The following is a 25050-nucleotide window of genomic DNA, read 5'->3' on the forward strand; positions in this document are numbered from 1 at the left end:
CGAGACCGATCGTGTCGCCGATGGTGGCCGCCGTCGCCGCCCATCCGATGGAGGCGATGACGAGCAGTTCCGGCGTGCGGGCAAGACGGCTCATCAGCGGATCGGCCAGATAGCGAACGAACAGGACGAGCAGCACCACGACCGCGAAGAGCGAACCGAGCACCATGGCGAGGTCGCCGAGCCCGCTACCACCCTGAGCGGCGCCGATCCCGATCGTGGACAGGACCACCATCGCGATAACCACCACGATGTCCTGAACGATCAGGAAACCCAGAGCGATTCGGCCATGAAGCGTCTCCAGCTCACGCTTGTCACTCAGCAGCTTCACCACGATGATCGTCGAGGAGAAGGTCAGCGCGACCGCCACATAAAGGCTGGTGAGCCAGTCGAGCCCAAGCGCAAGGCCGATGAGGAACCCGATGCCCGCGGTGAAGGCGACTTGACCGAGACCGGTGGCCAGGGCGACGGGCCCCAGGGTCTTGATCAGGCGCCAGTCGAGTTTGAGGCCGACGAGGAACAGCAGAAGCGCCACACCGAGTTCGGCCAGGAAACGGATCTGGCTCGCCGTCTCGGCACTGCTGTCGAAGAACGCGGCCGCCGCGATGCCGACGGCGATGAAGCTTACGATGACGGGCTGCCGCAGCACTGCGCCCAATAACCCGACGGCGGCGGCTGCCAGCAGCAGCCATGCGATCTCCTGGAAAACGACGTCAGCCATGTAGCTCGGATCCCTGCCTCGTGCCGTCGGACCGCTGACTGTTCTCCTTCGATCCTACGTCATTTCCCGCATCTTACTTCGGCTTATCGGGAGACGAGGCGCTTTTCGACCTCCACGATCACGAGGAGCACGATGCCGACGGCGATGATCGCCAGCCCGTCGGTGAAGGATACCGGACTGCTGCCGAAGACTGTCTGCATGACGGGCAGATAGGTGAAGGCCAGTTGCGCCACGACGACGGTCGCAAGACCCATGAGCACGGCGGGCGTGCCGAGGACGCCCTGGAGGGTCAGCGACGGGCCGTGTACGTAGCGGACGCTGAACAAATAGAAAATCTCCATCACGACGATGGTGTTGACGGCCATCGTGCGTGCCGCCTCGACGGAGAGGCCACGGGCGCTCGCCCACGCATAGATGCCGAAGGTGCCGGCAACCATCAGTGCCGAAACGAAGAGAATGCGCCAGAGGAGGCGCCCCGACAGCAGGGGTTGGCCGGCTGGGCGCGCCGGCCGCCGCATGGCGTCAGGCTCCGTCGGCTCGAAAGCGAGGGTGAGGCCGAGCGCGACCGCGGTGACCATGTTGATCCAGAGAATCTGGACCGGCGTGATGGGAAGGGTCAGGCCGAACAGGATGGCGAGAATGATGGTAAAGGCCTCGCCGCCGTTCGTCGGCAATGTCCAGGCGATCACCTTGGTCAGATTGTCGTAGACCGTGCGTCCCTCGCGCACGGCCGCGACGATGGAGGCAAAGTTGTCGTCGGCGAGGACCATCTCGCTCGCCTCCTTTGCCGCTTCCGTGCCCTTGCCGCCCATGGCGACGCCGACATCCGCCCGTTTCAGGGCCGGGGCGTCGTTCACGCCGTCGCCCGTCATGGCGATGATGGAGCCGTCCCGCTGCAGCGCCTCCACGAGGCGCAGCTTGTGCTCGGGGCTGGTTCGGGCGAAGACGGTGGCCTCGCGCGTGTACCTGTCGAAATCGTCCGCGCTGGCGGCGTCGAGATCCTGGCCAGTCACGGCCTTCGGGTCGTCCGCGAGACCGAGCTGGAGCGCGATGGCGCGCGCGGTCGCCGCGTGATCACCCGTGATCATCTTGACCTTGATGCCGGCCGCCCGGCATTCGGCGATGGCGGCCATCGCCTCCGGGCGCGGCGGATCGATCAGCCCGACGAGGCCGAGCAGCGTCAGGTCGTGCTCGACATCGTCCGACGCCAGTGCACGGGCGCCGGCGTCCATCGTCCGGCGTGCGAGTGCGATGACGCGCTGCCCGTCGGCCGCTAGGGCATCGATCCGGCTGTGCCAGGCCGCGCGATCGATCGGCTCTTCGCCCTCGAGGGTCGCCACGCGCGAGGCCATGGCGACGATGCGTTCGGGCGCACCCTTGACATAGGCGACGGGCGGGTGCCCGTTTCGGGCGTGCAAGGTTGCCATGTAGCGGTGGCGGGAATCGAACGGCACCTCGTCGAGGCGGGTGAAGCCGGCGCGCGCCGCGGCTGTGTCGTGCCCCGCCTTCATGGCGAGCGACACCAGCGCCCCTTCCATCGGATCGCCGTCGACGATCCAGTCCCCGTCACGCCGCCGCAGTTGCGCATCGTTGCACAGCAAGGCCGCAAGCGACAGTTCCTCCAGCACCGGATCGGCGGCCGGATCGAGCTCGCGCCCGTCCTTCGCCCGGAAGTTGCCCTCGGGCCGGTAGCCCGTGCCGTCGACTCTGATCTCATGGTCGGCAGTCACAACCGCGCTTACCATCATCTCGTTGCGGGTCAGGGTGCCCGTCTTGTCCGAACAGATCACGGAGACCGAGCCCAGCGTCTCTACGGCCGGGAGGCGGCGGATGATGGCGTTGCGGCGAGCCATGCGCTGCACGCCCACGGCGAGCGTGATCGTCATGACGGCCGGCAGACCCTCCGGAATGGCTGCAACGGCAAGGCCCACCACCGCCATGAAGGCATCGTCGAGATCATGGGACTGGACGAGCACGGCATAGCCGAAGACGAGGGCCGCGACGCCGAGCACCACGGCCGAAACCTGCCGTGCAAACTCATCCATCTGGCGCACGAGCGGCGTGGTGAGCTGCTCGACAGCACCGATCATCGTGCCGATGCGGCCAAGTTCCGTCGCTGCGCCCGTCGCAACGACGACGCCCGTGCCCTGGCCGGCAGTGACGAAGGTGCCGGAGAAGGCCATGGAGACGCGATCGCCGAGGGCTGCATCGAGGTCGACGGGGTCCAGGGCCTTGTCGACCGGAACGGATTCGCCCGTGAGAATTGCCTCGTCCACACGCAGGCTGCGCGCCTTGACGAGGCGCAGGTCCGCCGGCACCCGATCGCCCGCCTCGAGCAGGACGATGTCGCCCGGCACCGCCTCGTCCGCCGGGATCGTCAGACGCCGGCCATCGCGGATCACGGAGGCGTGCGGATCGATCATCGCGCGGATCGCCCCGAGCGCCTGCTCCGCGCGCCCCTCCTGGACGAAGCCGATGATCGCATTCACGACGACGACGGCGGCGATGACGAGAGCGTCGGTCTCGTGGCCGATCATCGCCGCAAGCACGGCCGCGCCAAGAAGCACGTAGATGAGCAGGTTGTGAAACTGCAGCAGGAAACGCATCAGAACGCTGCGCCGCTGCCCCTGGGGCAGGCGGTTGGGACCGAAGCGTTCGAGCCGCCGCGCCGCCTCCGCCTCGCTGAGGCCGTCCGGACACGATCCGGTCGCCTGCAGCGCCTCGGCCGGCGTGACGGCATGCCAGGTCCGGTCGAGATCCAGCACGGCCTGCTCCCCTGAGACGCCGCGCTCGGCAGGATGGGCCGACGACATGGCATGGGATGCAGAAGTCAGGCTGCGCATGCGTCGGGCTCCCCTGCAATGCCCGCCGCGGGATCAGGCGCGGTGGGCCGACGGCGATGACAGCCGCGCGGCAGCGCTGGCAGGCATCGGCACCGAAGACTAAAGGAACGCACGCGGCGCGCTCTTGACCGGGATCAATGGCCCCGGCAGATGCCGCGGGTGGGCGTGAGGCCGTCCGCATCGTGCGGACTGTTTTTCATGCACGACAGGCTGCGGCCGCTCCGCGGGACCATGGCGCGTGACGATCTGCAAATGCGCCCGTCAGGGCCTGCCCGCGTCCTGTCGGCCGCGCAGCGTCTGAAGAAGAAGATCCTGCATGAGCCGCTGCAGTGCGTCCGTCGCTGTGCGCACGTCCTCCATCGCCCGCTCCACCGCCTTTTCGTCGAGTGGCGTCGCATTGGCCGCCGCGGCAAGGGTGCGCCTCGCATCGCGCACGTCACGCAGGGCGGTCAGCACGCGTGGCCGGTTGTCTCGCAGCTGACGGCGGAAGCCGGCGCGTATCTCCTCAGGATAGGCCGCGGCAATGCTCTCGGCGAGGAAACCCGCGCCACGCGCCTGACGCTCGCCCCTGACGATGAAGCCGACGAGGAAGACATTCGCGATGAGCGAGATCGCAAGGCCAGCGACCAGAAGGAGCCGGATCGGGACCACTCGTTTCACAGTTCGTCTCCGACGGATCCAAGGCTCTCTACGATATCGTCGAGGCCAGACGGCTCGCCCGCCGCAAATGCGAGAAGTGTGTCGTTCGCCGCCTCCGGGCCCCGTCCGCCGAGCCGATAGCCTGCGGCGGCGGCCACCATGAGGACCAGTGCCAGGCAAGCGGCGACGGCGGAAGAGGGCATATGCCGCAAGGAGGCGGACAGGACATGAGCCGGCCGGCGCGATCCCTCGATCCGCGACAGGACCTTGCGCGCCAGCGCCCGCTCGTCGGCCGGGGCGTCAATAGCTGCGCGCAGCAGGCGGTCGAGGTCGTCGTCGGTGCCGTTGCCCTCCTGAAAGGACCTTGCCTCCTGCCGGTATGGCGGCGGCCATGCGGCCACATCCTCGCCGAAGCGGCGCCGAAGCTGCTCGAAATCATCCCTGTTCATCGCAATCTCCCTTCTTCTTGCTTGTTGTCTGCGCGCACGTCCGTCGTGTGTTCGCGCAGCGTGCGCCGCGCCCGCACGAGCAGTTGCTCGACCGCCCCGGTGCTCGATCCGATGACTTCGGCGATGGCCGGAACGTCGAGATCGGCCACGGCGCGCAGCAGCAGCGCCATGCGCTGGCGCTCGGGCAGACGCGCGAGGCCATGGCGCACTGCCGCGAGCTCCTGCCGCGCCGCGAGGCGCATGTCGGCGTCGACACCGGCCGCCGGCAGCGTCTCCGCCACCTCGTCGAGGCCGATGAAGACACGCAGGCTGCGCCACCGGCGCATGTCGATGCAGCGGTTGGCGGCGATCCGGTAGAGCCAGGTCGTCGCCCGCCCCCTTGCGGGATCGAACCGCCCAGCGCGTTTCCACACCGTGACGAACACGTCCTGCACCACGTCCTCGGCGTCGTCCGCGCTGCCGAGATAGCGCGTGGCGAAGAGGCGAAGGCCGCGCCCATGCCGATCGATGAGCCGGACGAGCGCCACCTGCTCACCAGCCGCGATGCGGGCGAGTAGACGCTCATCCTCGCCCTGTCCCGGCGTCTCCACGGCATCGGGCGCCTGCACCCGCTCCACCCCACCTCACCTCCAACGGCGGTGGCCGCCGACGGCAACGCCGCCGTCGGGACCCGTGATGCGGCCGACCGAGCGCACCCGGAACGGCCCACGCGCGCTCGCCCGCTCGCCGGAATAGGTCCCGCCGGCCGGCCCGATCGCGGTGTAGCTCCGGCGGCAGCGGTCGACGACGCCGTTGAGGCACGTCGCGCTCGAGGTATAGGTACCGCCGTTCGGGCCGACGCGTGTCGTCTGGCCGCTGTAGACGAGGCCGTCGCCGGTGACATGGCGGCTAAGCTGACCCCCCTGGACGGTGCCGCGCGTCCATTCCGCTGCGGGCGCGACCCCGGCCGTCGCGGCGAGGCCGAGAACGGCAAGACAGAGCCGGACCGGGACAGTCGTGGCTGAGAAACGCATGGAGGCTCTCCCTGAACGTGACAGTGGCCGTCGGAAAAGGTCCGTCGTCAACCGCGACGGCCGAGGATGAGGTCGCGCATGAAGGCGATTTCGGCGGACGACAGCCGGCCGTCGCCGTCGCGGTCGGCAACATCGAACAGGATCGTCCGGGCGCGGAATTCCTCTGCCGAGACCCGGCCGTCGCCGTTCGTATCCATCCGCCGCCACGCGCGGCCGAGACGCGCCTGCAGGGCGACCGCGCGATCCGTGACGGCGTCGCGCAGGGCTTCGATCTCCCTGTCATCGATCGCACCATCGCCGTCGCGGTCGAAGCGCGCGAAGAGACGCTGCCGCGCCGTGGCGACCTCGTTCCGCGACAGGACGCCATCGCCATCGGCGTCGAGACGTTCGATGAACCGCATATCCGCCGGGCGGGTCTGTGATACCGCGAGGGTTGTCGTGCCCAGGGTTGCGAGGGCCATAAGGACCATCTTCATCAGCGTGTTCATGGCGAGGTTCCTTCCGTTCCTGCCGCGCATCCGCAACTGCGCCAGCCTCGACCAATACGGCCCGCGACGTCTCGTCCTACGCGCCCAAGCGAAACCATGCGCGCCGCGTAGGAGCGCCCGCCAGCCTGCGTAGAACCGTCGTCGGAGCGCTGCAGCGCTCCTCACGAACGGAGATCGGCATGAAGTGGAAAGCTCTCGCAGCGGCGATGCTGGTGCTCTTTCCGGGCAGCGCCTGCGCCTTCGATAGCCCCGGACCCCGTCAGATGTTCAGGCAGATGGACCGCAACGGCGACAGGGCACTGCAATTCTCGGAGATCGCGGAAGCGCGCGCACGGTTCTTCGACAGCATGGACCGCAACGGCAACGGCTTCCTCGACCCAGAGGAAAAGAAGGCGGCAGCCGCGCGCCTGAAGGATGCCGGCAGGTTCCAGGCGGCATCGCTGGAAGGGCTCGAGGCAAGGGCAGAGCGCATGGACGCGAACGGCGACGGCCGCATCTCGCGGGAGGAGTTCGCCCGCTTCGTTCCCGATCGCCTGCGGGGTGCCGACGCGGATGGCGACCGCTCGCTGTCGCTTTCCGAACTGCGGGCGCTCAGGCGTTAGCCCAGTCCCTGCCTCACAAGCCACAGCACCGAGAGATCCAATGAGACACAGGCTGCTCACAGCCGTCCGCGCCGCCGCGCTCGCGCTCGTTTCGGCGGCGACGCCGGCCGCCGCCATGCCGTCCGCGTTCGCCGCCGGCGCATCCATGCCCGTTTCGGTCGCGGAGCCCGATCTCGTCGAGCCGATCGTGCATCGCCGCGGCTTCTACGCCGTCGGCGGCATCTATTACTATAACGGCTACCGCGGCTTCGTGGTGGCCCGCCCCGGCTACCGGTACCACAACGGCTACTGGTTCCCGCCGGCCGCCTTCGCCGCAGGGGTTGCGGCCGGCCGGGCGCTCACGCCGCCCCTGCCGGCGGCGCACATCCGCTGGTGCTACGCCCACTATCGGTCCTACCGCGCCTACGACAACAGCTACCAGCCACATGACGGCCCGCGCCAGCCGTGCTGGTCGCCCTATAGCTGAGCTTCGGCCGGCCACCAACGGCAAGACGCCGCCCGAGGGCGGCGTCTCCTCGCGTTCAGCGGGACGGTCGCTCGCCGTCCGTGGCGCGGATGGGCTCCATCCGCGCCTTCGCCGCATCGTCCATGAGCTCGTACCACATGGCATTGAGCACGGCGAAGGCAGCTGCGAGCGGCAGGCCAAGAAGCCAGGCGAAGTACCACATTGCACTCTCCATTCAATAGGCGTGGCCGCTGCCGTCGCTGATTGCCTTGGCGTCCACCTTGCCCCAGAGGATGCGGTAGACCCACGTCGTATAGGCGACGACGAGCGGCACGAAGATCGCGGTGACCACGAGCATGATGAAGAGCGTCAGATGGCTCGAGGAGGCATCCCACACCGTCAGGCTCGACCGCGGATCAATCGACGAGGGCAGGATGAACGGAAACATCGACAGCCCGACCGTCGAAATGATGCCGAGGATCGCCACCGACGAGGCCAGCAGCGCCGAAACCTCGCGCCGCGCCTTGAAGAAGGCGAGGCTGCCGAGCGCGCCGGCGAAGCCGAGGACCGGCGCGAGCATCATCCAGGAATGGCGGCCGTAGTTCTCGAACCAGGCACCGGGAGCCTGCTCGACGGTCTTGGCGAGCGGGTTCGAGGCACCGGTCGTGGCGATCTCGCTGGTGATCCGGTAGCCGTCAACGCCGAGCCACAGCCACAGTCCGCCGAGCGCGAAGAGGACGATCGTGACGAAGGCCGCGATGCTGCCACAGATGCGCGAGCGTTCGGCGACCGGGCCCTCGCTTTTCAGCACGAGCCAAGCGCCGCCGTGCATGACGAGCATGGCGACAGAGAGGAGCCCGCACAGGAGGCCGAAGGGGTTGAGCAACTCGAAGAGCGTCGTTCCTTCGTAGAAGATGCGCAGGTCCGGATCGAACCGGAAGGGCACGCCCAGAAGGACGTTGCCGACAGCGACCCCCATGACGAGCGCGGGCACGAAGCCGCCGACGAAGAGGGCCCAGTCCCATCCGGCCCGCCAGACCGCGCTGTCGCGCTTCGAGCGGTACTTGAAGCCCACCGGGCGCAGAATGAGCGCGAAGAGGATCGCAAACATCGCGAGGTAGAAGCCCGAGAAAGACACGGCATAGAGCGGCGGCCAGGCAGCGAAGATGGCGCCGCCGCCGAGGATCAGCCAGACCTGGTTGCCTTCCCAGACGGGACCGACGGCATTGATGACGACGCGCCGCTCCACGTCCGTCTTCGCGACGAAGGGCAGCAGCGTGGCCGTGCCGAGGTCGAAGCCGTCCATCACGGCAAAGCCGATCAGCAAAACGCCGAGCAGCAGCCACCAGACGACACGCAGGGTTTCGTAGTCGATGAGTTGATGCAGAATCATGGCGCTCACTCTGCAGCGACGAGAGACTGGGGAACGAGTTCGGCCTCCGGTTCGTCGTCTGCCTCCGGGCCCTTGCGGATCGCGCGGACCATCAGGGCCATCTCGATGACGATGAGGACCGTGTAGATCAGAGCGAAGCCGATGATCGTCATCAGCACCGTCGAGGCGCCGAGGCTCGAGACAGCAGCGGCTGTCGGCAGCACACCCTCGATGATCCACGGCTGCCGGCCGAACTCCGCCACGATCCAGCCGAGCTCGGCCGCGATCCACGGCAGCGGTATGGCGAAGACCGCAAGGCGCAGCAGCCCGGGATAGCGGTCCAGCCGGCGCCGCGCCGACAGGTAGAAGAAAAGCGCCGTCAGGCCGATGAAGAAGAAGCCGAGCCCGACCATGATGCGGAAGGACCAGAACAGCGTCGGCACGTGCGGAACCATGTCCCAGGCCGCCTGCCTGATGTCGGCCTCGCTCGCCTCGCGCGGATCGTCGACATGGCGCTTGAGGAGCAGCGCATAGCCCAGGTCATGGCCGTTGTTCTCGAAGGCCTGACGGACCTCCGACGTGACCTTGTCCGCCCCGCCGGCGGCGCGGATCTGCTGCAGGGCGTCGAAGGCCGCGATGCCTTGCCGGATACGCGCCTCGGCCCGCGTGACGAGTTCGTCGATGCCCGGGATCTCCTGCGTGAGCGAGCGGGTGCCGATGAGCCCCATCACCCACGGGATCTTGATCGCATAATGGGTCTCGCGCGCCTTCTGGTCGGGAAAGCCGACGAGGGTGAAGGCAGCGGGCGCCGGCTCCGTCTCCCACATGCCCTCGATGGCGGCGAGCTTCATCTTCTGGTGCTCGGTGGAGAGATAGCCGCTCTCGTCCCCCAGCACGACGACCGACAGCGAGGCGGCGAGGCCGAAGGACGCGGCCACGGTCATCGAACGCTTGGCGAGCTCCGCATGCCGGCCCTTGAGGAGATACCAGGCCGAAACGCCGAGCACGAAGATGGCGGCGGTGACGTAGCCGGCCGAAACCGTATGCACGAACTTGGCCTGCGCGACGGGGTTGAACAGCACCGCGAAGAAGTCGGTCACTTCCATGCGCATCGTCTCGGGATTGAAGGCCGACCCGACCGGGTTCTGCATCCAGCCGTTGGCGATCAGGATCCACAGCGCCGAGAAGTTGGAGCCGAGCGCCACGGCCCAGGTCGTCATCAGGTGCCCGACCTTCGACAGCTTGTCCCAGCCGAAGAAGAACAGCCCGACGAAGGTCGCCTCGAGGAAGAAGGCCATCAGGCCCTCGATGGCGAGCGGCGCGCCGAAGATGTCACCGACGTAGTGGCTGTAATAGCTCCAGTTCATGCCGAACTGGAATTCCATGACGATGCCGGTGGCGACGCCGAGCACGAAGTTGATGCCGAACAGCGTGCCCCAGAATTTCGTCATCTGGCGCCAGATCGGGCGGCCGGTCATGACATAGACCGTTTCCATGATGGCGAGCAGCACGGAAAGGCCGAGCGTCAAGGGCACGAAGAGGAAGTGGTAGAGCGCGGTCATCGCGAACTGCAGCCGCGATAGGGCGACGATGTCGAGTTCCATTTGACGTCAAGTCCGGCTTGCCCGGGCCCCCTGTGCTTGCGGCGTCACCGGCGGGCGGCGCCTTGCTGCGGTCGAATACCGTCAGTCGGGTCGCAGCGTGGCGAGCGCGGCCTGAAAGCCGGGCTCGCCGCGGGCGATGATGGCGGCGATGGTCCCCCGATCCATGATGACGAGGCGCTCCGCAGCCTCCGCCTCGCGCCTGATATGCGTCGCGACGACGATCGTCCGGTCTCCGGCGCTTCCGCCAAGACGGGCGAGAACGTCGCGTGCCGTCATCCCGTCGAGCCCTTCGGTCGGCTCGTCGAGGAGCCAGAGCGGCGTCGGGCGCAACAGCAGCCGCGCGAGGGCGAGCCGCCGCGCCTGACCGCCCGACAGGCCGTGGCCGCCCTCGCCGAGACGGGTGTCAAGCCCGTTCGGCAGTGCCTCGGTGTCGTCCCGGAGGCCGGCGGCGTCGAGCGCCTCGATCAGGCGGGCATCGTCCGCCCGCGGGTCGGCGAGGCGCAAGTTGTCGCGCAATGTGTCCTGGAACAGCTCGGTGCGCTGGGTGAGCAGCGTCGCCGCGCGGCGCGCGACCTGGCCGGCCTGCGGAGCGACCTCGCCGGCCAGCAGGCCGAGCAAGGTCGACTTGCCGGCACCGCTCGCACCGATGAGCGCGATGCGCTCGCCCTCGCCGATGGTGAGCGTGATGGCGTCGAGGGCCGGCCTCGCGGCACCCGGATACCGCACCGTGACGTCCTCGAGGCGGGCGGCGACGCCGGCGGGCGGCGCGACGGGGCCTGCTGCTTCCAAGGGCGAAGCGAGCCGCGGCGCGATCCGTCCGGCCGCGATGAGCGTGCGGCCGAGTTCGACCGCGCCCCGCCGCAGCGCTGCGAAGGGCTCCATCGCCGCAAGAGTCACCAGGAGGCCGAGCGCCGCGACCGGCGCGCCGATGGTGCCGCTTTCGGCCAGCAGCGCGACCGCGACGAGGGTGCCAGCCAGAAGCAACGCCCCCGCGACGGCGAAACCGGCGCCGGTGCGCACCTCGATGCGGTTCAGCGCATCGTCGCTCTCGGACAGGTAGCGGTCGGCGGCGGCAAGGCCATCCTGCCGCGCGGCGAGCCGCCCGGCCATGATCCATTCGGTCTGACCGCTCACGAGGTCGATGGCGCGCGAGCGCAGCACCTCGAGCCCATGGGCGCGGCGCCGCGCGGGCCGCCGCGCCGCCACGGCCGCGGCGGCCGGCAGGCCGGCGCCGGCAAGGATGAGGAAGCCGGCGGCAGACAAGCCGAGGAGCGGCTGCATCAGCTCCAGCACGACGCCCGCCGCAAGGGCGACGGCACAAGCGCCGATGATGGGCACGATGACACGCAGATAGAGCGAATCGAGCGCGTCGATGTCGAGCGTCAGGCGGAACAGGAGGCGCGCCGGCCGCTTGACGAGGTCCCGCGCGGCACCGGGCTGCGCCCAGCCGCGGAACAGGCGCTCACGCAGCGCGGCGAGCACGGCGAGCGTAGCGTCATGTGTCGTCAGCCGCTCGCCGTAGCGGGACGCGGTCCGCGCGAGCGCAAGGAAGCGGATGCCGGCGGACGGTACGAAGACGTCGAAGGCGAGCGCCGTGGCGGCCGAGAGGCCCGCGATCCCGGTCGCGGTGATGAACCAGCCGGAGAGGCCGAGAAGCGCGATGCCGCAGAGGGCCGTGGCGACCGACAGCAAGACGCCTGCGATCAGCATGGCACGGCTGCCGGAGAGGAAGAGCCCGGCGACGGGACGGAGCTGGCGCACAAGCCCGGTCATGCGACGTCCTCCAGGCGTGTCGCGGAGAGATGGACGACCCTATCCATGCGGGCGGCGAGCACAGGATCGTGCGTCGCCACGATCAGCGTCCGTCCCGCGGAGAGCCGGATCAGCGCCTCGGTGATGCTCGCGGCAGTCACGCTGTCGAGATGGGCGGTCGGCTCGTCGGCAAGGATGAGGCCGGCCTCCGGCGTCACCGCGACGCGCGCGAGGGCAAGGCGTGAAGCCTCCCCGCCCGACAGGCCGACGCCGTTCTCGCCGACCGGCGCCGCGCCCCGCCGCTCCGCCACCTCGGCGAGGCCGGCGAGAGCAAGCGCGTCCTCGACCGCATCCCGGCCGATCCCGTCCCGGCCGAGCGTGACATTGGCGGCGAGCGATCCCGCGAAGACATGCGGGCGCTGGCCGATCCAGGCCATGCGGCGGCGCAGGCGCCCGGCACTCCGGGCCGTGAGGGCCTCACCGGCAATGAGGATGCGGCCGCTCTCGGGCGCCACGAGCCCGGCCAGAAGGGCGATGAGCGTCGACTTGCCGCCGCCGCTCGGCGCCAGCAGAGCAACGCGCTCGCCCGGCGCCACCACGAGGTTGAAATCGTCGAAGACCGGCCCGCCCCGCCCCGCATGGCCGAAGCGCAGCTTCTCGATGCGGACGGACGGCGCAGCGCCGGCAACCGGCCCGGGCAACGGGTGCCCGTCTTCCGCGCCGGGAAGTTCGCAGCCCTTCTGCGACAGGCGCGCGAGCGCATCGAGCGCCGCCTCGCCCGCCGCCCGGTCGTGCCAGACGGCGGACAGGTCGCGCAGCGGCTCGAAGAAGGCGGGCGCGAGCAGGAGGATGAAGAGCCCCTCCCCGAGCGTGAGCCGATCGCCCCAGGTGCCGAACGGCAACTGGCCGAGGAGGTGGAAGCCGACATAGACGGCGACCATGGCGACGCCGAGGGCGGCGAAAAGCTCGAGCACCGCGGAGGACAGGAAGGCGATCCTGAGGACCGCCATGGTCCTGATGCGCAGGCTCTCGGCATCGGCCCTGAGCCGCCGCGCCGTGGCATCGACGGCATCGAGCGAGCGTATGGTGGCAAGGCCGCGCAGCCGGTCGAGCAGGAAGGCGTTCATGCCGCCGAGCTCGACGAGCTGCGCCTCGCTCGCGGCTTTCGCACGCCAGCCGACGAGCGCCATGAAGACGGGGATCAGCGGCGCGGCGACGAGGAGCACGAGCGCCGCGGCCCAGGACCAGGCAAGCACGACGAGAAGGATGGCGACCGGGACGATGCTCGCCCGCAGCCGCGCCGGCTGGAAGCGCGAAAGATAGGGCACGATGGCCTCGGCCTGTTCGGCAAGCGTGCTCGCGGCGAGGCCAGCCGCCGGGCGGCCGATATCGACCGGGGAGCGTGCAGCGAGCGCGGCCACGGCCTCGCGGCGCCGCTCCGCGAGCACGGCCCGCGCCTGGCGAAAGGCCATGCGGCCGCCGAGCGCATCGAGGAGCGCACGCAGGATGCCGATGAGCAGCACGCCGGCCGCATTGACGAGAATGGCGTCGACACCGCTGCCGCCGGCGATGTCCGCGACCGACCAAGCGAGCAACCCGGCCTGCGGGATCCACAGGAGAGAGGCCGCCGCCTGGAACATCGCGCCCGTGCGCGTCGCAGCACGTCGCTGCGCGCGACTGGCGGCATGGCTTGCACCGGCACCCGCCCCCTGCACGACGGCACGGTCGTCGCCCACCGGAAGAATGGCGCTGCGCCGGGCGGTCGCCGGAGCGGTGCTGATCGTGCCGGCCCGTGTCATCTCTATTCCCTGCGTTCGCGGGCCGCCGGTTTCCGGCGGGCGATGGACACGATCCTGTCCTTGGCTTCGAGGAACTTGGTCACACGGGAGCCGAGGCCGAGCAGCATGGCGAGCCGGTCGGTGTCGAGCTGCTTGACGTCGTCGTACCAGGTCGTCAGGCGCTCGATCAGCCCGTGCATCTCGGCCATGCGTTCCTGGGCGAAGCGCTCGTCGTCATTGCCCGGCTTCTGCATCAGGATCTCGCGCAAGACCGACAGGGTGGGGTCGATCTCGCGCTTCTTGCGCTCCTCGGCGAGCGTCCGCAGGATCTGCCAGACATCGTCCGGCGTCGTGAAGAAGTCGCGCCTGTCGTCAGGCCGGTGCTTGAGCAGGACGAGATTCCACGCCTGCAATTCGCGCAGGCTCATGGAGACGTTGGAGCGAGAGATGCCGAGCGCCTCGACGATCTGGTCGGCGCAGAGCGGCTGAGGCGAGACATAGAGCAGCGCATAGATCTGCCCGACCGTGCGATTGATGCCCCAGCGGCTGCCCATCTCGCCGAAATGCAGCACGAAGGACTGGACGAGGGGAGGAAGGTTCATGACCGCGCACCCAAGCATCAATTTCAGAAATTTCTGAAAATTATATACGCAACTCGTCGTATATGCGCAAGTGCGAATGTTCTTTGGAACCCGCCTGCGCGGCGGCAACGTCAGCCGGAGCATGCATGATCCCCACCCCGTCGCCCGTGAACAGGCTGATGCTGCGCCGGGGCACGCCCTGCGGCATTGACGGCGATCAAAGGCTCCCTGCCGTCAACGACGGGATCGGAAGCCGCCGACCTAGACCACCGCGAGCGGCCGGTGCTCCGCGCCGCGCAAAGACCTGACGGCTGCGAACTGGCTGAGGAACACCTCCCCGGTCAGTTGGTCGAGGAAATCGGAGCGCCGCAGGCGGTCCATGACCGGGCCTTTCACCTCGCTCAGATGAAAGGCGATGCCGGCATCGGCGAGGCGGCGGTTGATCGCCTCGAGACTGGCGAGCGCGCTGGCGTCGATCTCGTTGACCGCCGGGCACATGAGCACAACGTGCCGGACCTGCGGCCGTTCCGCCACCAGCTGCGCGATCCGGTCCTCCAGATAACGGCTGTTGGCGAAATAGAGGCTCTCGTCGACACGGATCGAGAGGATGTGCGGCTCCGTCAGCACCGCATGGCGCGCGACGTTGCGGAAATGCTCCGTGCCCGGAACCTGGCCGACAATGGCCATGTGGGGCCTGCTCGAGCGGTAGAGAAACAGGAAGAGGGACAGACCGACACCCGCCACGATGCCGGGCTCCACGCCCAAGGACAATGTGACCACGATGGTTGCCGCCATGGCAGCAAAATCGGCTCGTGAATAGGCGAACACATGGCGAATGGCCCGCAGGTCCACAAGCGAAAGCACGGCGACGATGATGGTCGCGGCAAGCGTGGCCTGCGGAAGAGCCGCGAGGAAAGGCGTCAGAAAGAGGGTCGCAACGGCGATGCCAGCCGCCGTGAACACGCCCGCAGCCGGCGTCTCCGCCCCAGCGTCGAAATTGACGACCGAGCGGGCGAAGCCCCCCGTCACGGGATAGCCTGCCGACAGGCCGGCCGCGATATTGGCGGCTCCGAGCCCGATCAGTTCCTGGTCAGGCTCGATGCGCTGGCGCCGCTTGGCGGCGAGAGTCTGCGCGACGGAGACGGATTCGACGAAGCCGATGATGCCGATCAGGAAGGCCGGCCCGGCGAGTTGCCCCAGAAGATGGGGCGAGATGTCCGGGACGGCGAACGCCGGCAGCCCCGGCGGGATGGCGCCCACCAGCGCAACACCGTGCGCGGCAAGGTCGAAGCCCTTCGCCAGGAGAATCGTCACGGCGACAGCGAGGATCGGCGCGGCCTTGGTGAGAAGATCGGCTGCGCGCCGCCCGAGGCCGAGCCCTATGAGAAGCGGCTTCAACCGCGTGCGGGCGAAGAGCAGGAAGGCAAGGACGCCGAGCCCGATGGCGGCGGTGTGGGGATTGACGCCGGAGGCGGCGCCCGCGAGCGTCGCGACGATCGCCGGCAGCGTGTCGCCGCCGCCCGCGATGCCGAGGATGTGCTTGATCTGGCTCGCCGCGATCAGGATGCCGGATGCGGTGATGAAACCGGAGATCACAGGATGGCTCAGGAAATTGGCAAGGAAACCGAGCTGCAGGAGGCCCATCAGCATCAGCATCGCGCCGGAGAGCAGTGCCAGCGCGGCGGCGGCCGCCAGATAGCCGGCGGTCCCCTGCGCCACGATCTCCCCGACCGCTGCGGCGGTCATGAGCGAGACGACAGCCACGGGCCCGACGGCAAGCGTGCGGCTGGTGCCGAACAGCGCATAGGCGACGAGTGGCAGGATCGACGCATAGAGGCCGACTTCCGGCGGCAGGCCGGCGAGCATCGCATAGGCCAGCGACTGCGGGATGAGCATGATCGTGACGATCAGCGCCGCCACGAGGTCGCTCACGAGGCTTGCGCGGTCATAGGCCCTGCCCCACGTCAAGATCGGCAGGTAGCGTTCAAGCCGAGCTACAGCGCTGCGCATGGTAGCCTCGCTCCACCAGTCGTCAGGCAGTACGCGACCGGGCCCGCCCGGCCAGGCCACCGCGGAGGAAGCGCGCCAGCGCGATACCGGCCAGCATCGAAGTGACGAAGATGAGCGCGCGCGGCTGTCCGAGCCCGAGCGCCGGCACGGCACCGCCCGGACAGAAGCCGGTGATACCCCAACCTATGCCGAACACGGCCGCGCCCGAAACGAGCGGCAAGTCGATCCGCCGTGCCGTCGGCAGATGGAAGGTCTCGTCGAGGAGGGGTTTTGGGCGCTGCAGCACGACGCGATAGCCGATCGCGGTGACGATGAGGGCGCCGCCCATCACGAAGGCGAGCGACGGATCCCACGATCCGGCAAGATCGAAGAAATTGAGCACCTTGGCCGGGTTGATCATGCCGGACACGGCGATGCCGGCGCCGAAGACGAGACCGGCGAGAAGGGCAAGGGCGATACGCGCCATCACAGGCCTCCCAGAACGTGGCGGACGAAGAAGACCGTGGCGGCGGTCGCGGCCATGAAGGTCACCGTCGCCGCCATCGATCGCGGCGAAAGCCGGGCAAGCCCGCAGACGCCGTGGCCGGAGGTGCAGCCCGAGGCAAAATGGACCCCGAAGCCCACGAGAAGCCCACCCGCGACGAGCCAGAGAGCGGGCATGCTGCTCTCGAAAGCGATGGCAGACCGGCCTGCCAGAGCGACGATCAGAGCCGGGGCGCCGATCGCTCCGACGATGAAGGCCGCGCGCCAGGCCCAGTCGGCCGCGAGCGGCGGCAGGAGGCCGGTGAGGATGCCCGTCATGCCCGCAATGCGGCCATGGACGGCCATGAGGAGAACGGCCGCAAGGCCGATCATCGTGCCCCCGAGGAAGGAGGCGACGGGTGTGAACTCTGTCATGGGTCGATCTCGTATGAGGCCGGCAAACGCCGGTGGGGCGCACCGGTCTCGCAGAACAGCCGGTGCATGGTCTCGATGAAGGCCTGGATGCGTGGATCCGCGAGCCGGTAGAAGACGTGCTTGCCCTCCTTGCGGCCGGCGATGAGGCCGGCCTCGCGCAGTTCCGCGATCTGCTGCGACAGACCCGGCTGGCGGATGCCGAGCGTCTCTTCGAGCTCGCGCACGGAGCGCTCGCCCTCGACGAGCGCGCAGCAGACCAGCAGGCGGTCCGGGTTCGACATCTTCTTCAGGAAGGCGGACGCATCGCCCACCTTCTCCTTCATGCCGGACAACTCGCCGAAGGACCTTTCCGTCACGGATGTCACTCCCATGCCGCGCCCTCAAGGAGGTCGAGCGGGATCTTGAGATAGCGCCGCCCGTTGCCTTCCGGCTCCGGCAGGCGCCCACCATTGGTGTTGATCTGCAGCGACTGCAGGATCAGCTTGGGCATGGGCAGGGTCCTGTCGCGCGCTTCACGGGCGGCGACGAAGGCCTCCTCGGTCCTGAACTCCGAGATATGGATGTTCTTCGCCTTCTGCTCGGCGACGGTCGATTCCCAGCGCGGCTCGCGGCCACCCGGCTGGTAGTCGTGGCCGGTAAAGATGCGGGTCTCGTCCGGCAGCGCCAGGATGTCCTGGATCGAGCGCCACAGCACCCTGGCGCTGCCGCCGGGAAAATCCGCGCGCGCGGTTCCGCTGTCCGGCATGAACAGCGTGTCGTGCACGAAGGCCGCATCGCCGATGACATAGGTGACCGAGGCGAGCGTATGGCCGGGCGAGAACATCACCCGCGCGTCGATGTTGCCCACCTTGAAGGTGTCGCCGTCGGCGAAGAGCCGGTCCCACTGCGAGCCGTCGGCCGGAAAATCCGGCCAGTTGTAGAAGCCCTTCCAGAGCTTCTGGACCTCCGTGACCTTCTCGCCAATGGCTGTCGGGGCGCCCGTCTTCTCCTTCAGATAGGCCGCCGCCGAGAAATGGTCGGCATGGGGGTGTGTATCGAGAATCCACTCGACCTCGTAGCCCTTCGCCCTGATGAAGGCGAGGATGCGATCGGCGTTCTTCGAGGCCGTCTGCCCCGACTTCTCGTCAAAATCGAAGACGGGATCGACGATCGCGCATTTCCTCGTCTGCGGGTCGGCAACGACATACTGGACCGACCAGGTGCGAGGGTCGAAGAAGCCGGTCACTTCGGGTTTCTGCACCATGGCTGTTCCTTTCCTGATAAGCGTCTGAGGGCCGGTGTCCGGTGCGCCCCTTGTCGTCAGCCAAGCGACTGCGGCTGAGAGATCGAACCCATGCTCGGCCCCGAACGAGACAAGATCGCCCTTCGCCATCCGGCCATCGAGTACTTCGCCGATGGCCCATAGCGTGAGGGAGCGCGTCCCCGACCGGCAGAAGGCGAGGACAGGGCCCGGGCTGGCGGCCAAGGCCCGCTGAAAGGCCCTCACCGTTTCCTCGCCGATATTCATGCCGGCAACCGGCAGGTGAATGCTGGCGAGCCCGGCCTGCCGCGCCGCCGTCGCGATCGCTTCGGCCTCCGGCTGGCCGGGAGTCTCGCCGTCCGGTCTGTTGTTGACAATGGCCGCGAAACCGGCCGCGGCGAGCGTTTCGACGTCTCCGGGCCGGAGTTGCTCGCCGACGGCAAGGGCATCGGTGATCCAGACGAGCTTCACCTGCGTTCTCCCCTGATGGGACACGTGTTGACGCCAAGGAGCGTGTAGAGCGGACAGAGCGAGAAGAGACCCGTCAGTAGCGGCACAAGGCCGAGAAGCCCCCACCAGCGCGCATCGCCGTCGACGAAGGCGACGAGCGACAGAAGTGCGAGGCCGACGATGATCCGGACCGCCCGGTCAATGCCTCCGATATTCCTCGTCATGGTCATGCCCTTTCCCGAGAAGGCCATCGCCTTCAGTTGATACTTACATGATAACGATTGCAAATTTTTGCAACTGTTTGGTTACAAGAATCTGCAAACACGCGACGGGGTACGGGCTTGGGTTCCCTCGCGACGCTCTGGGCTGAACCCGCCGCGGTCCGTGTCACCCTCCCTTCCGGTCAGGCTTCGGCGCCTACGGCCTCCGGCAAGGCAGGCGTGCAGAAGGACTGGTAGAGAGCGACCAGGATCGCCCGTGCCGGTTCGCTCTCGATCCGATACCAGATCGTCTGCCCCTCCCGCCGGCCAGCGATCAGCCGATCACGGCGCAGGAGCGCCAGATGCTGCGACACGGTGGAGTCCCGGATGCCCAGGAACTCCGCGAGCTGCCCGACCGACTTCTCCCCGTCGACGAGCTGGCACAGGATCAACAGGCGATGACGGTTGGCCAGGGCCTTGAGAAGCTCGCTGGCCTCGTCCGCAGCCCGTTGCATGGTTTGGCTGTCGATATTCATTTGTGCGAACCTACGATAATTCGAAGATACATGTCAAGACGGCATTTGCATCCTTCCCGGCCATGCAGAGGGTAGCATCAGGCCGGATAGGCCGAACGTTGTCCGCCCTCAACGTTCAGCCGCTTTCCTCCCCATGGTTCCGCGAAGGCCGCGCGCGCCGTCGCTCGTCGCCCGGGCCGCCGATCGTCCGCACCAAGAAACGGCAATGGCCGCGTTTGGTGCGGACATTGAAGCGCCCGGCGGAAGGAGCGCTCAGCATGCACTGACTGATCGAACAGTTAAGATGCCGAATGAGCGAGACACTCCGCCTGCGGCTTCGCCGGGGTCTTGATCGGTGATGAAATTGAATATTCACCCGATGGGCAGAAGCGACCGGCCGCCAACCGCTGCCGGGGGTGCCACGGAGCCGGTTCGGATCAGCTTGAAGCCCGGTCGGGGAATCCGACCGAACCATCGAGAAGGGGCCCGGCGGCCTTCCGCTAGCCGGCGTCGGCAGGAACGCCCGGCCCTCCCGCCTCAACTAGCGCCGAACCGGTCGCGGCGAGCGCCGCCTCGATGAGACCGGTGCAATGGACCATTTGCCATGAGGCCCATTGCGCGAACTCCTCGACGAAATCGGGCGCGACACCGGCAAGCCGCCCGCGCCCGTCGGTGTGGAACCAGCCTTCGCGCTGGGCCTCGTTCATCAGGCTGCCGATGTGGGCGGCCGAGACCTGGAAGCGCCGCGCGAGTTGCCGGTAGCTCAGCGAGCCCGCCGCGGGGGACGAGGCAAGGCCATCGAAACGGGCCGCGAACACTGCCGTCAGCAACAGATAGCCGCTGTCGCGCTCTGCGAAATGCAGCACGCGCGGGAAGGGATGGATGAGGGTACCGTGCGCCAGCACATAGGCGGCCGACCGGCGGATCACATCCCCGAGAAGATCGTGATTGTCCGCAAGCAGCGCAGCGCGCGCCCCGCCCCGGCCCGCAAGGGCGTCCGACGCAGCGATGAACAGCCGCGCCGAGCGGCCGATTTCCGCGATCATCGGCGGTGCTGGCCGCAGGTGCTTCACGCGGCGATCGTTCGGCGATGGCTCGGTGAGGATGAGGCGGCCGGACTTGAGGGCGGCCACGAACCCGGCCGTCTGTCGCTCACTGGCGCCCGAAACCTTTTGCAGGGCCGTGAGTGTCGGCGCGGGCCCCGTGCCCCGGACCCATGCGTAGTAGTTGTGGATCAGCATGTAGCAGACCAGATAGCGGCCGATCTGGTCGAAGAGCTTGTAGACCGGCCAGTCGATCCGCGCCGGACTGCTCATCCCCCGGCAGTAGGCGGCGAGCGCCGCGCGAAAGCCAGGATGCCGGCGCAGGTGCGCCGCAGCGTCCTCCAGCGCCGCAAGCTCTGCAGCATTGGCGAGCGCCTCCCCCGATCCCCGTTCGTCCTGCAATGCAGCACTCGCCACCAACGCGCACCCCCGCCACCTACGGCAGCTATGCTTAAATTTCCCTGAAATATTTCATAAATATATCAACGATGAACCTAATATTAGTTGCGATCCTGCCACTACATGCAAAGTTTGGGCATTTCAAGCCCGCGCTCAATGTATAACAATCCGGCCATTGCCGGGTGCGATGCAGCGTCGATGCGGAGCCATGCGTGAGCGGGCCCGCAGGGCGGCGTGTCATGGCGGTCGCCCGGTACAGGATCTCGGATGAGAAAGGGGGGCAGAACATGTGCAATGATCCACGATGCGGGCACCGCTCGCACCTGTCGCGGCGGGGGCTTTTGGCCGCCGGCACCGCCGCCTGGCTTGGCATGCAACTCGGCCCGGCCGTGGCCCAGACGGGCGCGCCGCCCAATGCCATCGGGCCGGACGAGGCGCTGAAGCGGCTCGTCGATGGCAATGCCCGCTATGCGGCGAACACCGCCGCGAACAAGGACTTCTCCGCCGGCCGGGCGGCGCGCGCCGAGAGCCAGCACCCCTTCGCCGCCGTCGTGAGCTGCGCCGATTCCCGTGTCGCGCCCGAGCTTGCCTTCGACCAGGGACCGGGCGAGCTCTTCGTCGTCCGCGTCGCCGGCAATTTCGTCAACACCGACGGGCTCGCCAGCCTGGAATACGGGGTCAAGTTCCTCGGCATTCCGCTCATCATGGTTCTCGGCCACACCAATTGCGGCGCCGTCGACGCCACCATCAAGGTACTGAAGGACAATGCCGAGCTACCCGGCCACCTGCCGGAGCTCGTCAACTCCATCAAGCCGGCGGTGGAGGCGGCCAAGAAGGCAGGCTCCGACGACCTGCTGGACCGCGCCATCATCGAGAACGTGCGCCACAACGTGGCCGAGTTGACGAAGGCCGGGCCGATCGTGTCGCGCTTCGTCAGCGAGGGCAAGGCCAAGGTCGTCGGTGGCGTCTACAATCTGGCGACCGGCAAAGTCACGCTCGTCTGAGCCGTCCGCCTGCGGAGCCCACAGGAACAACCGTGGCGTTCGGCTCACCCGGGGTCGGCACCCGGCTGATCCATCCCCTCATGGTGGCGCCGGTATGCCGGCGCCGTCCGCACATCCCCTCAGCGCAGCATCGTGCCGAGGCATTTGCGCTTGAGGAACGGCCACAGGATGATGCGGAAAGCCTCGTTGCGCACGGGCGCAAGCGCGAAGCTCTCGACAAGATGCCAGACTGCCGGGAGGTAGCGGCCGCGCGAGGTCTCGTTCGACGAGCGCGCGAAGGCGATGGCTGCTCGAAACGACCGGCCGAGAGCACCCGGCCGCTGCGAAAGACGCTCGAGGTGGTCGTCCACCATCAGGTCGAGGCCCTTGTCGACGAGGGCGGCATTGGCCGCGGAGTCACGCCAGACATCGGCCAGATAGTCGTTGAGAAAGCCGAGCACGACGTCCGGATGATCGGCAAGGCGCAGGAACAGGTCCCAATCCTCGTAGCGCGGATAGCGCAGGTCGTAGCCGCCGATGGCCGCCATGAGGTCACGCCGCGCGATCAGCGTCGAGCCCGGGCAGGTGAAACATCCCCAGACGTAATGGCCGATGCCCATGCGCGGCGGATAGGGCCGGTACGCGGGCTCCACCTGCCCGTCGGGCCAGATGAGATCGCAATTGGTGCAGCAGACGTTGATGCCGTGAACGGCCATGAACGCAAGCTGGCGCGCGAGCTTGTCCGGCCGCCAGGCATCGTCGCTGTCGAGAAACGCCACCCACGTGCCCTGCGCCGCGGCGATCCCCGTGTTGCGTGCCGCGGAGGCCCCGGCGTTCGTCTCGTGCCGGATGACGCGGATCCGCCCGGCATGAGGTGCGAGCACCGCCGCCGTATCATCGCGCGAGGCATCGTCCACCACGATGATCTCCCCCGGCGCGAGCGACTGCGCGAAGACGCTTTCGAGCGCCCGCATGATGCAATGCGCCCGGTTGTAGGTGGGGATGACGACGCTGATCTCGGAGGGATGCATTGCACCATGCAGGCGTGGTGAGCAGAGCGACTTGTAGGTCAACGCACAGGCTGTGCCAACAGCCACCCTATCTAGGCGGGCGAAAGAGGACGCGTCGGCCCAAGCGGAACATTTTGGCTGCCGAGAGCATCGAGACAAGCGCGGGATTTCTAACTGTCGCTCTACTAAAGCAGCTTACAGCTGTAGCGTACCGACGATTCCGCCACGATCCTCCTGCCGCGCGAAGAAGGAAGTGAATAATCCAATCCTCTCTCTGGACAATTGGAGAAAGCCGGCCCAGTTCCCGAAGAGCTTGCTCAATCTCCTGGGAATTCTTCAACGAAATCGTATTATAACGCAGCTCAAATAAGCCCGCCTCAAAATAGGAACGGCACTCCTCGGGAAATAGGTCGATAGTTGATTCTGTAATCTCACTGATGTTTTCAAGAGGATCATTGAGACCGTTTTTTCTAACATGATGAGCAACACGCGCGATAACAGTCAAAAGGGCCTGCTGAGCTCGGTGTTTAGCCGATACACTTTCGTTATGAAACCGATAATTTAGAACTATCTCTGGTATATTCTCGATAAGGAAACCCGCCTCTGACAGGCGTTGCCAGAGATCATAGTCTTCGACGTGTTTCATCAAAGAACGATATCCGCCTACAGCCTCAACGGCTGATTTGCGCATGATAACAGCAGGATGCGCAACGGGAGGGCTACGCTCGAGGAACTTTATGACTGCGTTTCCCCTGATGGGATAATCGCCAATCCTTAGATGCTGACCATCGCTATCCATCACATTTATGAAACCGCCAACTACCGCGAGCTCTGGCCGGTTCTTGAAGCGGGTGACTTGAAGCTCGAAGCGCCGCGGCAGGGAAATGTCGTCTGCGTCCATGCGGGCGATCAGCGGCGCACGAGCCAGGGCAATCCCGCGGTTGAGCGTGTCGACCAATCCCCGATTTTCTTGATGGAAGGCACGGATACGCGCATCCCGCGCTGCAAAATCATCGATGATCCCGCCGCTACCGTCACGGGAACCGTCGTTAATGATGATGAATTCGAAATCCGCGAAAGTCTGGCCGAGAATGCTCTCGATGGCTTCGGCAAGGAAACGCTCGCCGTTATAGACCGGCAAAAGAACGCTGAGAGCCGGCTTGCTCATTTGAGGATGATCCAGTCTTCGGGGTAGAGGTCCATGACGTTCGTCATTGCCAGCTTGTGGCGCGTGAACCATTGCCCCGGTGCGATCACCACTTTTTCAGGCGAAGGGTTGAGCCAGGCGCCCCACCAAGAATAAGAGCTGTTGGCAATAATATGGTGACTGCAGCGAGCCATCAGGAACATGTCTTCCCAGCTGCGCGCCGGGTCCGTGCGCACCACGTGAGCGCGCGGCAGACCCGCGAAGGCTTCCTGCACGAAGTCAGGCTCGTCCGAGAAGAGGAAGAAATCGACGTCTCCCCCAAGCAAGCGGTGGATGAGGGCGATGGCCCGGCCATAATAGCCCTCGCCGAGCACCGCGTGCACGGCCGCAGCGCTGGGGTTCGTCACATAATCCCCCCGCCGCACATGGAGGGACACGCTCCGGTCGACAGCGTCGATGCGCTCCGCCCAAGTCTGCGCTGCGACACCGAACGGCTCCGCAGGCTGGAAGCGTTGCCGCAGTACGGCCTCGCACCCGGCGAAATAGAGCGGGCTCTGAAAATAGCCTTCCAGCCGAATTTCGTCACCCGAAAGTGCAAAGAACTGTTCGTCGAAATGGAAATGAGGCTCCAGATAGAGGCTGCTCGCCTTGACGCCGCCCGTGAGCCGCCGCGCGATGCGGGCTGGCAGAGACCTCCCCGTTGGGCGGCTCAGAGGCTCACCTGCCGAGATATCCTGTGGCACGCGCAGCTTGTCGAGCTGGTAGGGCCAAGTGGCATAGGCCGCAAAGGCGGAGAGATCGAGGACCACTCGCCCCGCCCGATGCTGAGCGAGCCCCACGCCCGCAGCATACTGGAACATCTGATTTCCAAG

General features: G+C 67.2%; 27 protein-coding genes. 3 read left to right on the forward strand and 24 right to left on the reverse strand.

Annotated elements, in window-relative coordinates; translation table 11 throughout:
- From ASC46_RS06605 to ASC46_RS06635, 7 genes are all read right to left on the reverse strand, one after another.
- The coding region (locus ASC46_RS06605) for a cation:proton antiporter domain-containing protein (protein ID WP_210165976.1) at positions 1-718 on the reverse strand (718 nt) is incomplete at its 3' end.
- Positions 719-801: 83 nt separating this feature from the next.
- Positions 802-3561, reverse strand: a complete 2760-nt coding sequence (locus ASC46_RS06610; RefSeq protein WP_082464733.1) for a cation-transporting P-type ATPase — start codon at positions 3559-3561, stop codon at positions 802-804.
- 261 nt (positions 3562-3822) lie between these two features.
- Positions 3823-4221 carry a periplasmic heavy metal sensor gene (locus ASC46_RS06615; RefSeq protein ID WP_055458519.1) on the reverse strand — a complete coding sequence of 133 codons (399 nt, stop codon included), beginning with the start codon at positions 4219-4221 and terminating at the stop codon, positions 3823-3825.
- On the reverse strand, positions 4218-4649 hold the full coding sequence (locus ASC46_RS06620; protein ID WP_055458520.1) for a hypothetical protein: 432 nt from the start codon (positions 4647-4649) through the stop codon (positions 4218-4220). The genes ASC46_RS06615 and ASC46_RS06620 overlap by 4 nt, the downstream gene beginning before the upstream one ends.
- Complete coding sequence (locus ASC46_RS06625) at positions 4646-5257, reverse strand: RNA polymerase sigma factor (RefSeq protein WP_245280490.1); 612 nt, start codon at positions 5255-5257, stop codon at positions 4646-4648. The genes ASC46_RS06620 and ASC46_RS06625 overlap by 4 nt, the downstream gene beginning before the upstream one ends.
- A 15-nt stretch (positions 5258-5272) precedes the next feature.
- Positions 5273-5662 carry a hypothetical protein gene (locus ASC46_RS06630; protein WP_055458522.1) on the reverse strand — a complete coding sequence of 130 codons (390 nt, stop codon included), beginning with the start codon at positions 5660-5662 and terminating at the stop codon, positions 5273-5275.
- Between the two features lie 47 nt (positions 5663-5709).
- Positions 5710-6150, reverse strand: a complete 441-nt coding sequence (locus ASC46_RS06635; protein ID WP_245280491.1) for an EF-hand domain-containing protein — start codon at positions 6148-6150, stop codon at positions 5710-5712.
- A gap of 179 nt (positions 6151-6329) precedes the next feature.
- Between ASC46_RS06635 and ASC46_RS06640 the strand changes: the two genes are divergently transcribed.
- Both ASC46_RS06640 and ASC46_RS06645 read left to right on the forward strand, forming a co-directional pair.
- Positions 6330-6752, forward strand: a complete 423-nt coding sequence (locus tag ASC46_RS06640; RefSeq protein WP_055458523.1) for an EF-hand domain-containing protein — start codon at positions 6330-6332, stop codon at positions 6750-6752.
- Between the two features lie 40 nt (positions 6753-6792).
- Positions 6793-7218 (forward strand): BA14K family protein, encoded by a 426-nt coding sequence (locus tag ASC46_RS06645; protein WP_055458524.1) that lies wholly within the window; start codon positions 6793-6795, stop codon positions 7216-7218.
- 55 nt (positions 7219-7273) lie between these two features.
- On the opposite strand, the gene cydX is transcribed toward ASC46_RS06645, so the two are convergent.
- The 14 genes from cydX to ASC46_RS06715 form a co-directional block, all read right to left on the reverse strand.
- Positions 7274-7420: a cytochrome bd-I oxidase subunit CydX gene (cydX, locus tag ASC46_RS06650; protein ID WP_055458525.1), complete on the reverse strand. Its 147-nt coding sequence runs from the start codon at positions 7418-7420 to the stop codon at positions 7274-7276.
- A 12-nt stretch (positions 7421-7432) separates the two neighbouring features.
- Entirely contained in the window at positions 7433-8590 is a 1158-nt protein-coding gene (gene cydB, locus ASC46_RS06655) for a cytochrome d ubiquinol oxidase subunit II (RefSeq protein WP_055458943.1), read from the reverse strand.
- 5 nt (positions 8591-8595) lie between these two features.
- Positions 8596-10173 carry a cytochrome ubiquinol oxidase subunit I gene (locus ASC46_RS06660; RefSeq protein WP_055458526.1) on the reverse strand — a complete coding sequence of 526 codons (1578 nt, stop codon included), beginning with the start codon at positions 10171-10173 and terminating at the stop codon, positions 8596-8598.
- Positions 10174-10254: 81 nt separating this feature from the next.
- Positions 10255-11946: a thiol reductant ABC exporter subunit CydC gene (cydC, locus tag ASC46_RS06665; protein ID WP_055458527.1), complete on the reverse strand. Its 1692-nt coding sequence runs from the start codon at positions 11944-11946 to the stop codon at positions 10255-10257.
- Positions 11943-13724, reverse strand: coding sequence for a thiol reductant ABC exporter subunit CydD (gene cydD / locus ASC46_RS06670; RefSeq protein WP_055458528.1), 1782 nt, complete (start codon positions 13722-13724; stop codon positions 11943-11945). The genes cydC and cydD overlap by 4 nt, the downstream gene beginning before the upstream one ends.
- Before the next feature lie 2 nt (positions 13725-13726).
- Complete coding sequence (locus tag ASC46_RS06675) at positions 13727-14305, reverse strand: GbsR/MarR family transcriptional regulator (protein ID WP_055458529.1); 579 nt, start codon at positions 14303-14305, stop codon at positions 13727-13729.
- Between the two features lie 240 nt (positions 14306-14545).
- Positions 14546-16294 carry a SulP family inorganic anion transporter gene (locus ASC46_RS06680; RefSeq protein WP_055458530.1) on the reverse strand — a complete coding sequence of 583 codons (1749 nt, stop codon included), beginning with the start codon at positions 16292-16294 and terminating at the stop codon, positions 14546-14548.
- 22 nt (positions 16295-16316) lie between these two features.
- On the reverse strand, positions 16317-16760 hold the full coding sequence (locus tag ASC46_RS06685) for a DUF6691 family protein (protein WP_055458531.1): 444 nt from the start codon (positions 16758-16760) through the stop codon (positions 16317-16319).
- Entirely contained in the window at positions 16760-17191 is a 432-nt protein-coding gene (locus ASC46_RS06690; protein WP_055458532.1) for a YeeE/YedE family protein, read from the reverse strand. The genes ASC46_RS06685 and ASC46_RS06690 overlap by 1 nt, the downstream gene beginning before the upstream one ends.
- Complete coding sequence (locus ASC46_RS06695; protein WP_055458533.1) at positions 17188-17562, reverse strand: ArsR/SmtB family transcription factor; 375 nt, start codon at positions 17560-17562, stop codon at positions 17188-17190. Before ASC46_RS06695 ends, ASC46_RS06690 begins: the two co-directional genes overlap by 4 nt.
- Positions 17553-18902, reverse strand: coding sequence for a bifunctional sulfur transferase/dioxygenase Blh (gene blh / locus ASC46_RS06700; RefSeq protein WP_055458534.1), 1350 nt, complete (start codon positions 18900-18902; stop codon positions 17553-17555). The genes ASC46_RS06695 and blh overlap by 10 nt, the downstream gene beginning before the upstream one ends.
- Positions 18899-19105, reverse strand: coding sequence for a YgaP family membrane protein (locus tag ASC46_RS06705; protein WP_055458944.1), 207 nt, complete (start codon positions 19103-19105; stop codon positions 18899-18901). Before ASC46_RS06705 ends, blh begins: the two co-directional genes overlap by 4 nt.
- Before the next feature lie 179 nt (positions 19106-19284).
- Entirely contained in the window at positions 19285-19617 is a 333-nt protein-coding gene (locus tag ASC46_RS06710; protein ID WP_055458535.1) for an ArsR/SmtB family transcription factor, read from the reverse strand.
- A gap of 479 nt (positions 19618-20096) precedes the next feature.
- Positions 20097-21056: a hypothetical protein gene (locus ASC46_RS06715; RefSeq protein WP_245280492.1), complete on the reverse strand. Its 960-nt coding sequence runs from the start codon at positions 21054-21056 to the stop codon at positions 20097-20099.
- Between the two features lie 269 nt (positions 21057-21325).
- On the opposite strand from ASC46_RS06715, the gene ASC46_RS06720 reads away from it, so the two are divergent.
- Positions 21326-22042: a carbonic anhydrase gene (locus ASC46_RS06720; RefSeq protein WP_055458536.1), complete on the forward strand. Its 717-nt coding sequence runs from the start codon at positions 21326-21328 to the stop codon at positions 22040-22042.
- 119 nt (positions 22043-22161) lie between these two features.
- On the opposite strand, the gene ASC46_RS06725 is transcribed toward ASC46_RS06720, so the two are convergent.
- From ASC46_RS06725 to ASC46_RS06735, 3 genes are all read right to left on the reverse strand, one after another.
- On the reverse strand, positions 22162-23052 hold the full coding sequence (locus tag ASC46_RS06725) for a glycosyltransferase family 2 protein (protein WP_055458537.1): 891 nt from the start codon (positions 23050-23052) through the stop codon (positions 22162-22164).
- A gap of 67 nt (positions 23053-23119) precedes the next feature.
- Positions 23120-24199 carry a glycosyltransferase gene (locus ASC46_RS20770; RefSeq protein WP_072249446.1) on the reverse strand — a complete coding sequence of 360 codons (1080 nt, stop codon included), beginning with the start codon at positions 24197-24199 and terminating at the stop codon, positions 23120-23122.
- Positions 24196-25038: an alpha-1,2-fucosyltransferase gene (locus tag ASC46_RS06735; RefSeq protein ID WP_055458539.1), complete on the reverse strand. Its 843-nt coding sequence runs from the start codon at positions 25036-25038 to the stop codon at positions 24196-24198. Before ASC46_RS06735 ends, ASC46_RS20770 begins: the two co-directional genes overlap by 4 nt.
- Positions 25039-25050 lie beyond the last annotated feature (12 nt).

The sequence above is a fragment of the Chelatococcus sambhunathii genome (genome assembly GCF_001418005.1).
Lineage (GTDB): Bacteria > Pseudomonadota > Alphaproteobacteria > Rhizobiales > Beijerinckiaceae > Chelatococcus_A > Chelatococcus_A sambhunathii.

Coding starts and splice junctions, on each gene's coding strand:
- ASC46_RS06610 (WP_082464733.1), bottom strand. CDS start 3,561: ATGCGCAGCCTGACTTCTGCATCCCATGCCATGTCGTCGGCCCATCCT.
- ASC46_RS06620 (WP_055458520.1), bottom strand. CDS start 4,649: ATGAACAGGGATGATTTCGAGCAGCTTCGGCGCCGCTTCGGCGAGGAT.
- ASC46_RS06630 (WP_055458522.1), bottom strand. CDS start 5,662: ATGCGTTTCTCAGCCACGACTGTCCCGGTCCGGCTCTGTCTTGCCGTT.
- ASC46_RS06635 (WP_245280491.1), bottom strand. CDS start 6,150: ATGAACACGCTGATGAAGATGGTCCTTATGGCCCTCGCAACCCTGGGC.
- ASC46_RS06640 (WP_055458523.1), top strand. CDS start 6,330: ATGAAGTGGAAAGCTCTCGCAGCGGCGATGCTGGTGCTCTTTCCGGGC.
- ASC46_RS06645 (WP_055458524.1), top strand. CDS start 6,793: ATGAGACACAGGCTGCTCACAGCCGTCCGCGCCGCCGCGCTCGCGCTC.
- cydX (WP_055458525.1), bottom strand. CDS start 7,420: ATGTGGTACTTCGCCTGGCTTCTTGGCCTGCCGCTCGCAGCTGCCTTC.
- cydB (WP_055458943.1), bottom strand. CDS start 8,590: ATGATTCTGCATCAACTCATCGACTACGAAACCCTGCGTGTCGTCTGG.
- ASC46_RS06660 (WP_055458526.1), bottom strand. CDS start 10,173: ATGGAACTCGACATCGTCGCCCTATCGCGGCTGCAGTTCGCGATGACC.
- cydC (WP_055458527.1), bottom strand. CDS start 11,946: ATGACCGGGCTTGTGCGCCAGCTCCGTCCCGTCGCCGGGCTCTTCCTC.
- cydD (WP_055458528.1), bottom strand. CDS start 13,724: ATGACACGGGCCGGCACGATCAGCACCGCTCCGGCGACCGCCCGGCGC.
- ASC46_RS06675 (WP_055458529.1), bottom strand. CDS start 14,305: ATGAACCTTCCTCCCCTCGTCCAGTCCTTCGTGCTGCATTTCGGCGAG.
- ASC46_RS06680 (WP_055458530.1), bottom strand. CDS start 16,294: ATGCGCAGCGCTGTAGCTCGGCTTGAACGCTACCTGCCGATCTTGACG.
- ASC46_RS06685 (WP_055458531.1), bottom strand. CDS start 16,760: ATGGCGCGTATCGCCCTTGCCCTTCTCGCCGGTCTCGTCTTCGGCGCC.
- ASC46_RS06690 (WP_055458532.1), bottom strand. CDS start 17,191: ATGACAGAGTTCACACCCGTCGCCTCCTTCCTCGGGGGCACGATGATC.
- ASC46_RS06695 (WP_055458533.1), bottom strand. CDS start 17,562: ATGGGAGTGACATCCGTGACGGAAAGGTCCTTCGGCGAGTTGTCCGGC.
- ASC46_RS06705 (WP_055458944.1), bottom strand. CDS start 19,105: ATGACGAGGAATATCGGAGGCATTGACCGGGCGGTCCGGATCATCGTC.
- ASC46_RS06710 (WP_055458535.1), bottom strand. CDS start 19,617: ATGAATATCGACAGCCAAACCATGCAACGGGCTGCGGACGAGGCCAGC.
- ASC46_RS06720 (WP_055458536.1), top strand. CDS start 21,326: ATGTGCAATGATCCACGATGCGGGCACCGCTCGCACCTGTCGCGGCGG.
- ASC46_RS06725 (WP_055458537.1), bottom strand. CDS start 23,052: ATGCATCCCTCCGAGATCAGCGTCGTCATCCCCACCTACAACCGGGCG.
- ASC46_RS20770 (WP_072249446.1), bottom strand. CDS start 24,199: ATGAGCAAGCCGGCTCTCAGCGTTCTTTTGCCGGTCTATAACGGCGAG.
- ASC46_RS06735 (WP_055458539.1), bottom strand. CDS start 25,038: ATGTTCCAGTATGCTGCGGGCGTGGGGCTCGCTCAGCATCGGGCGGGG.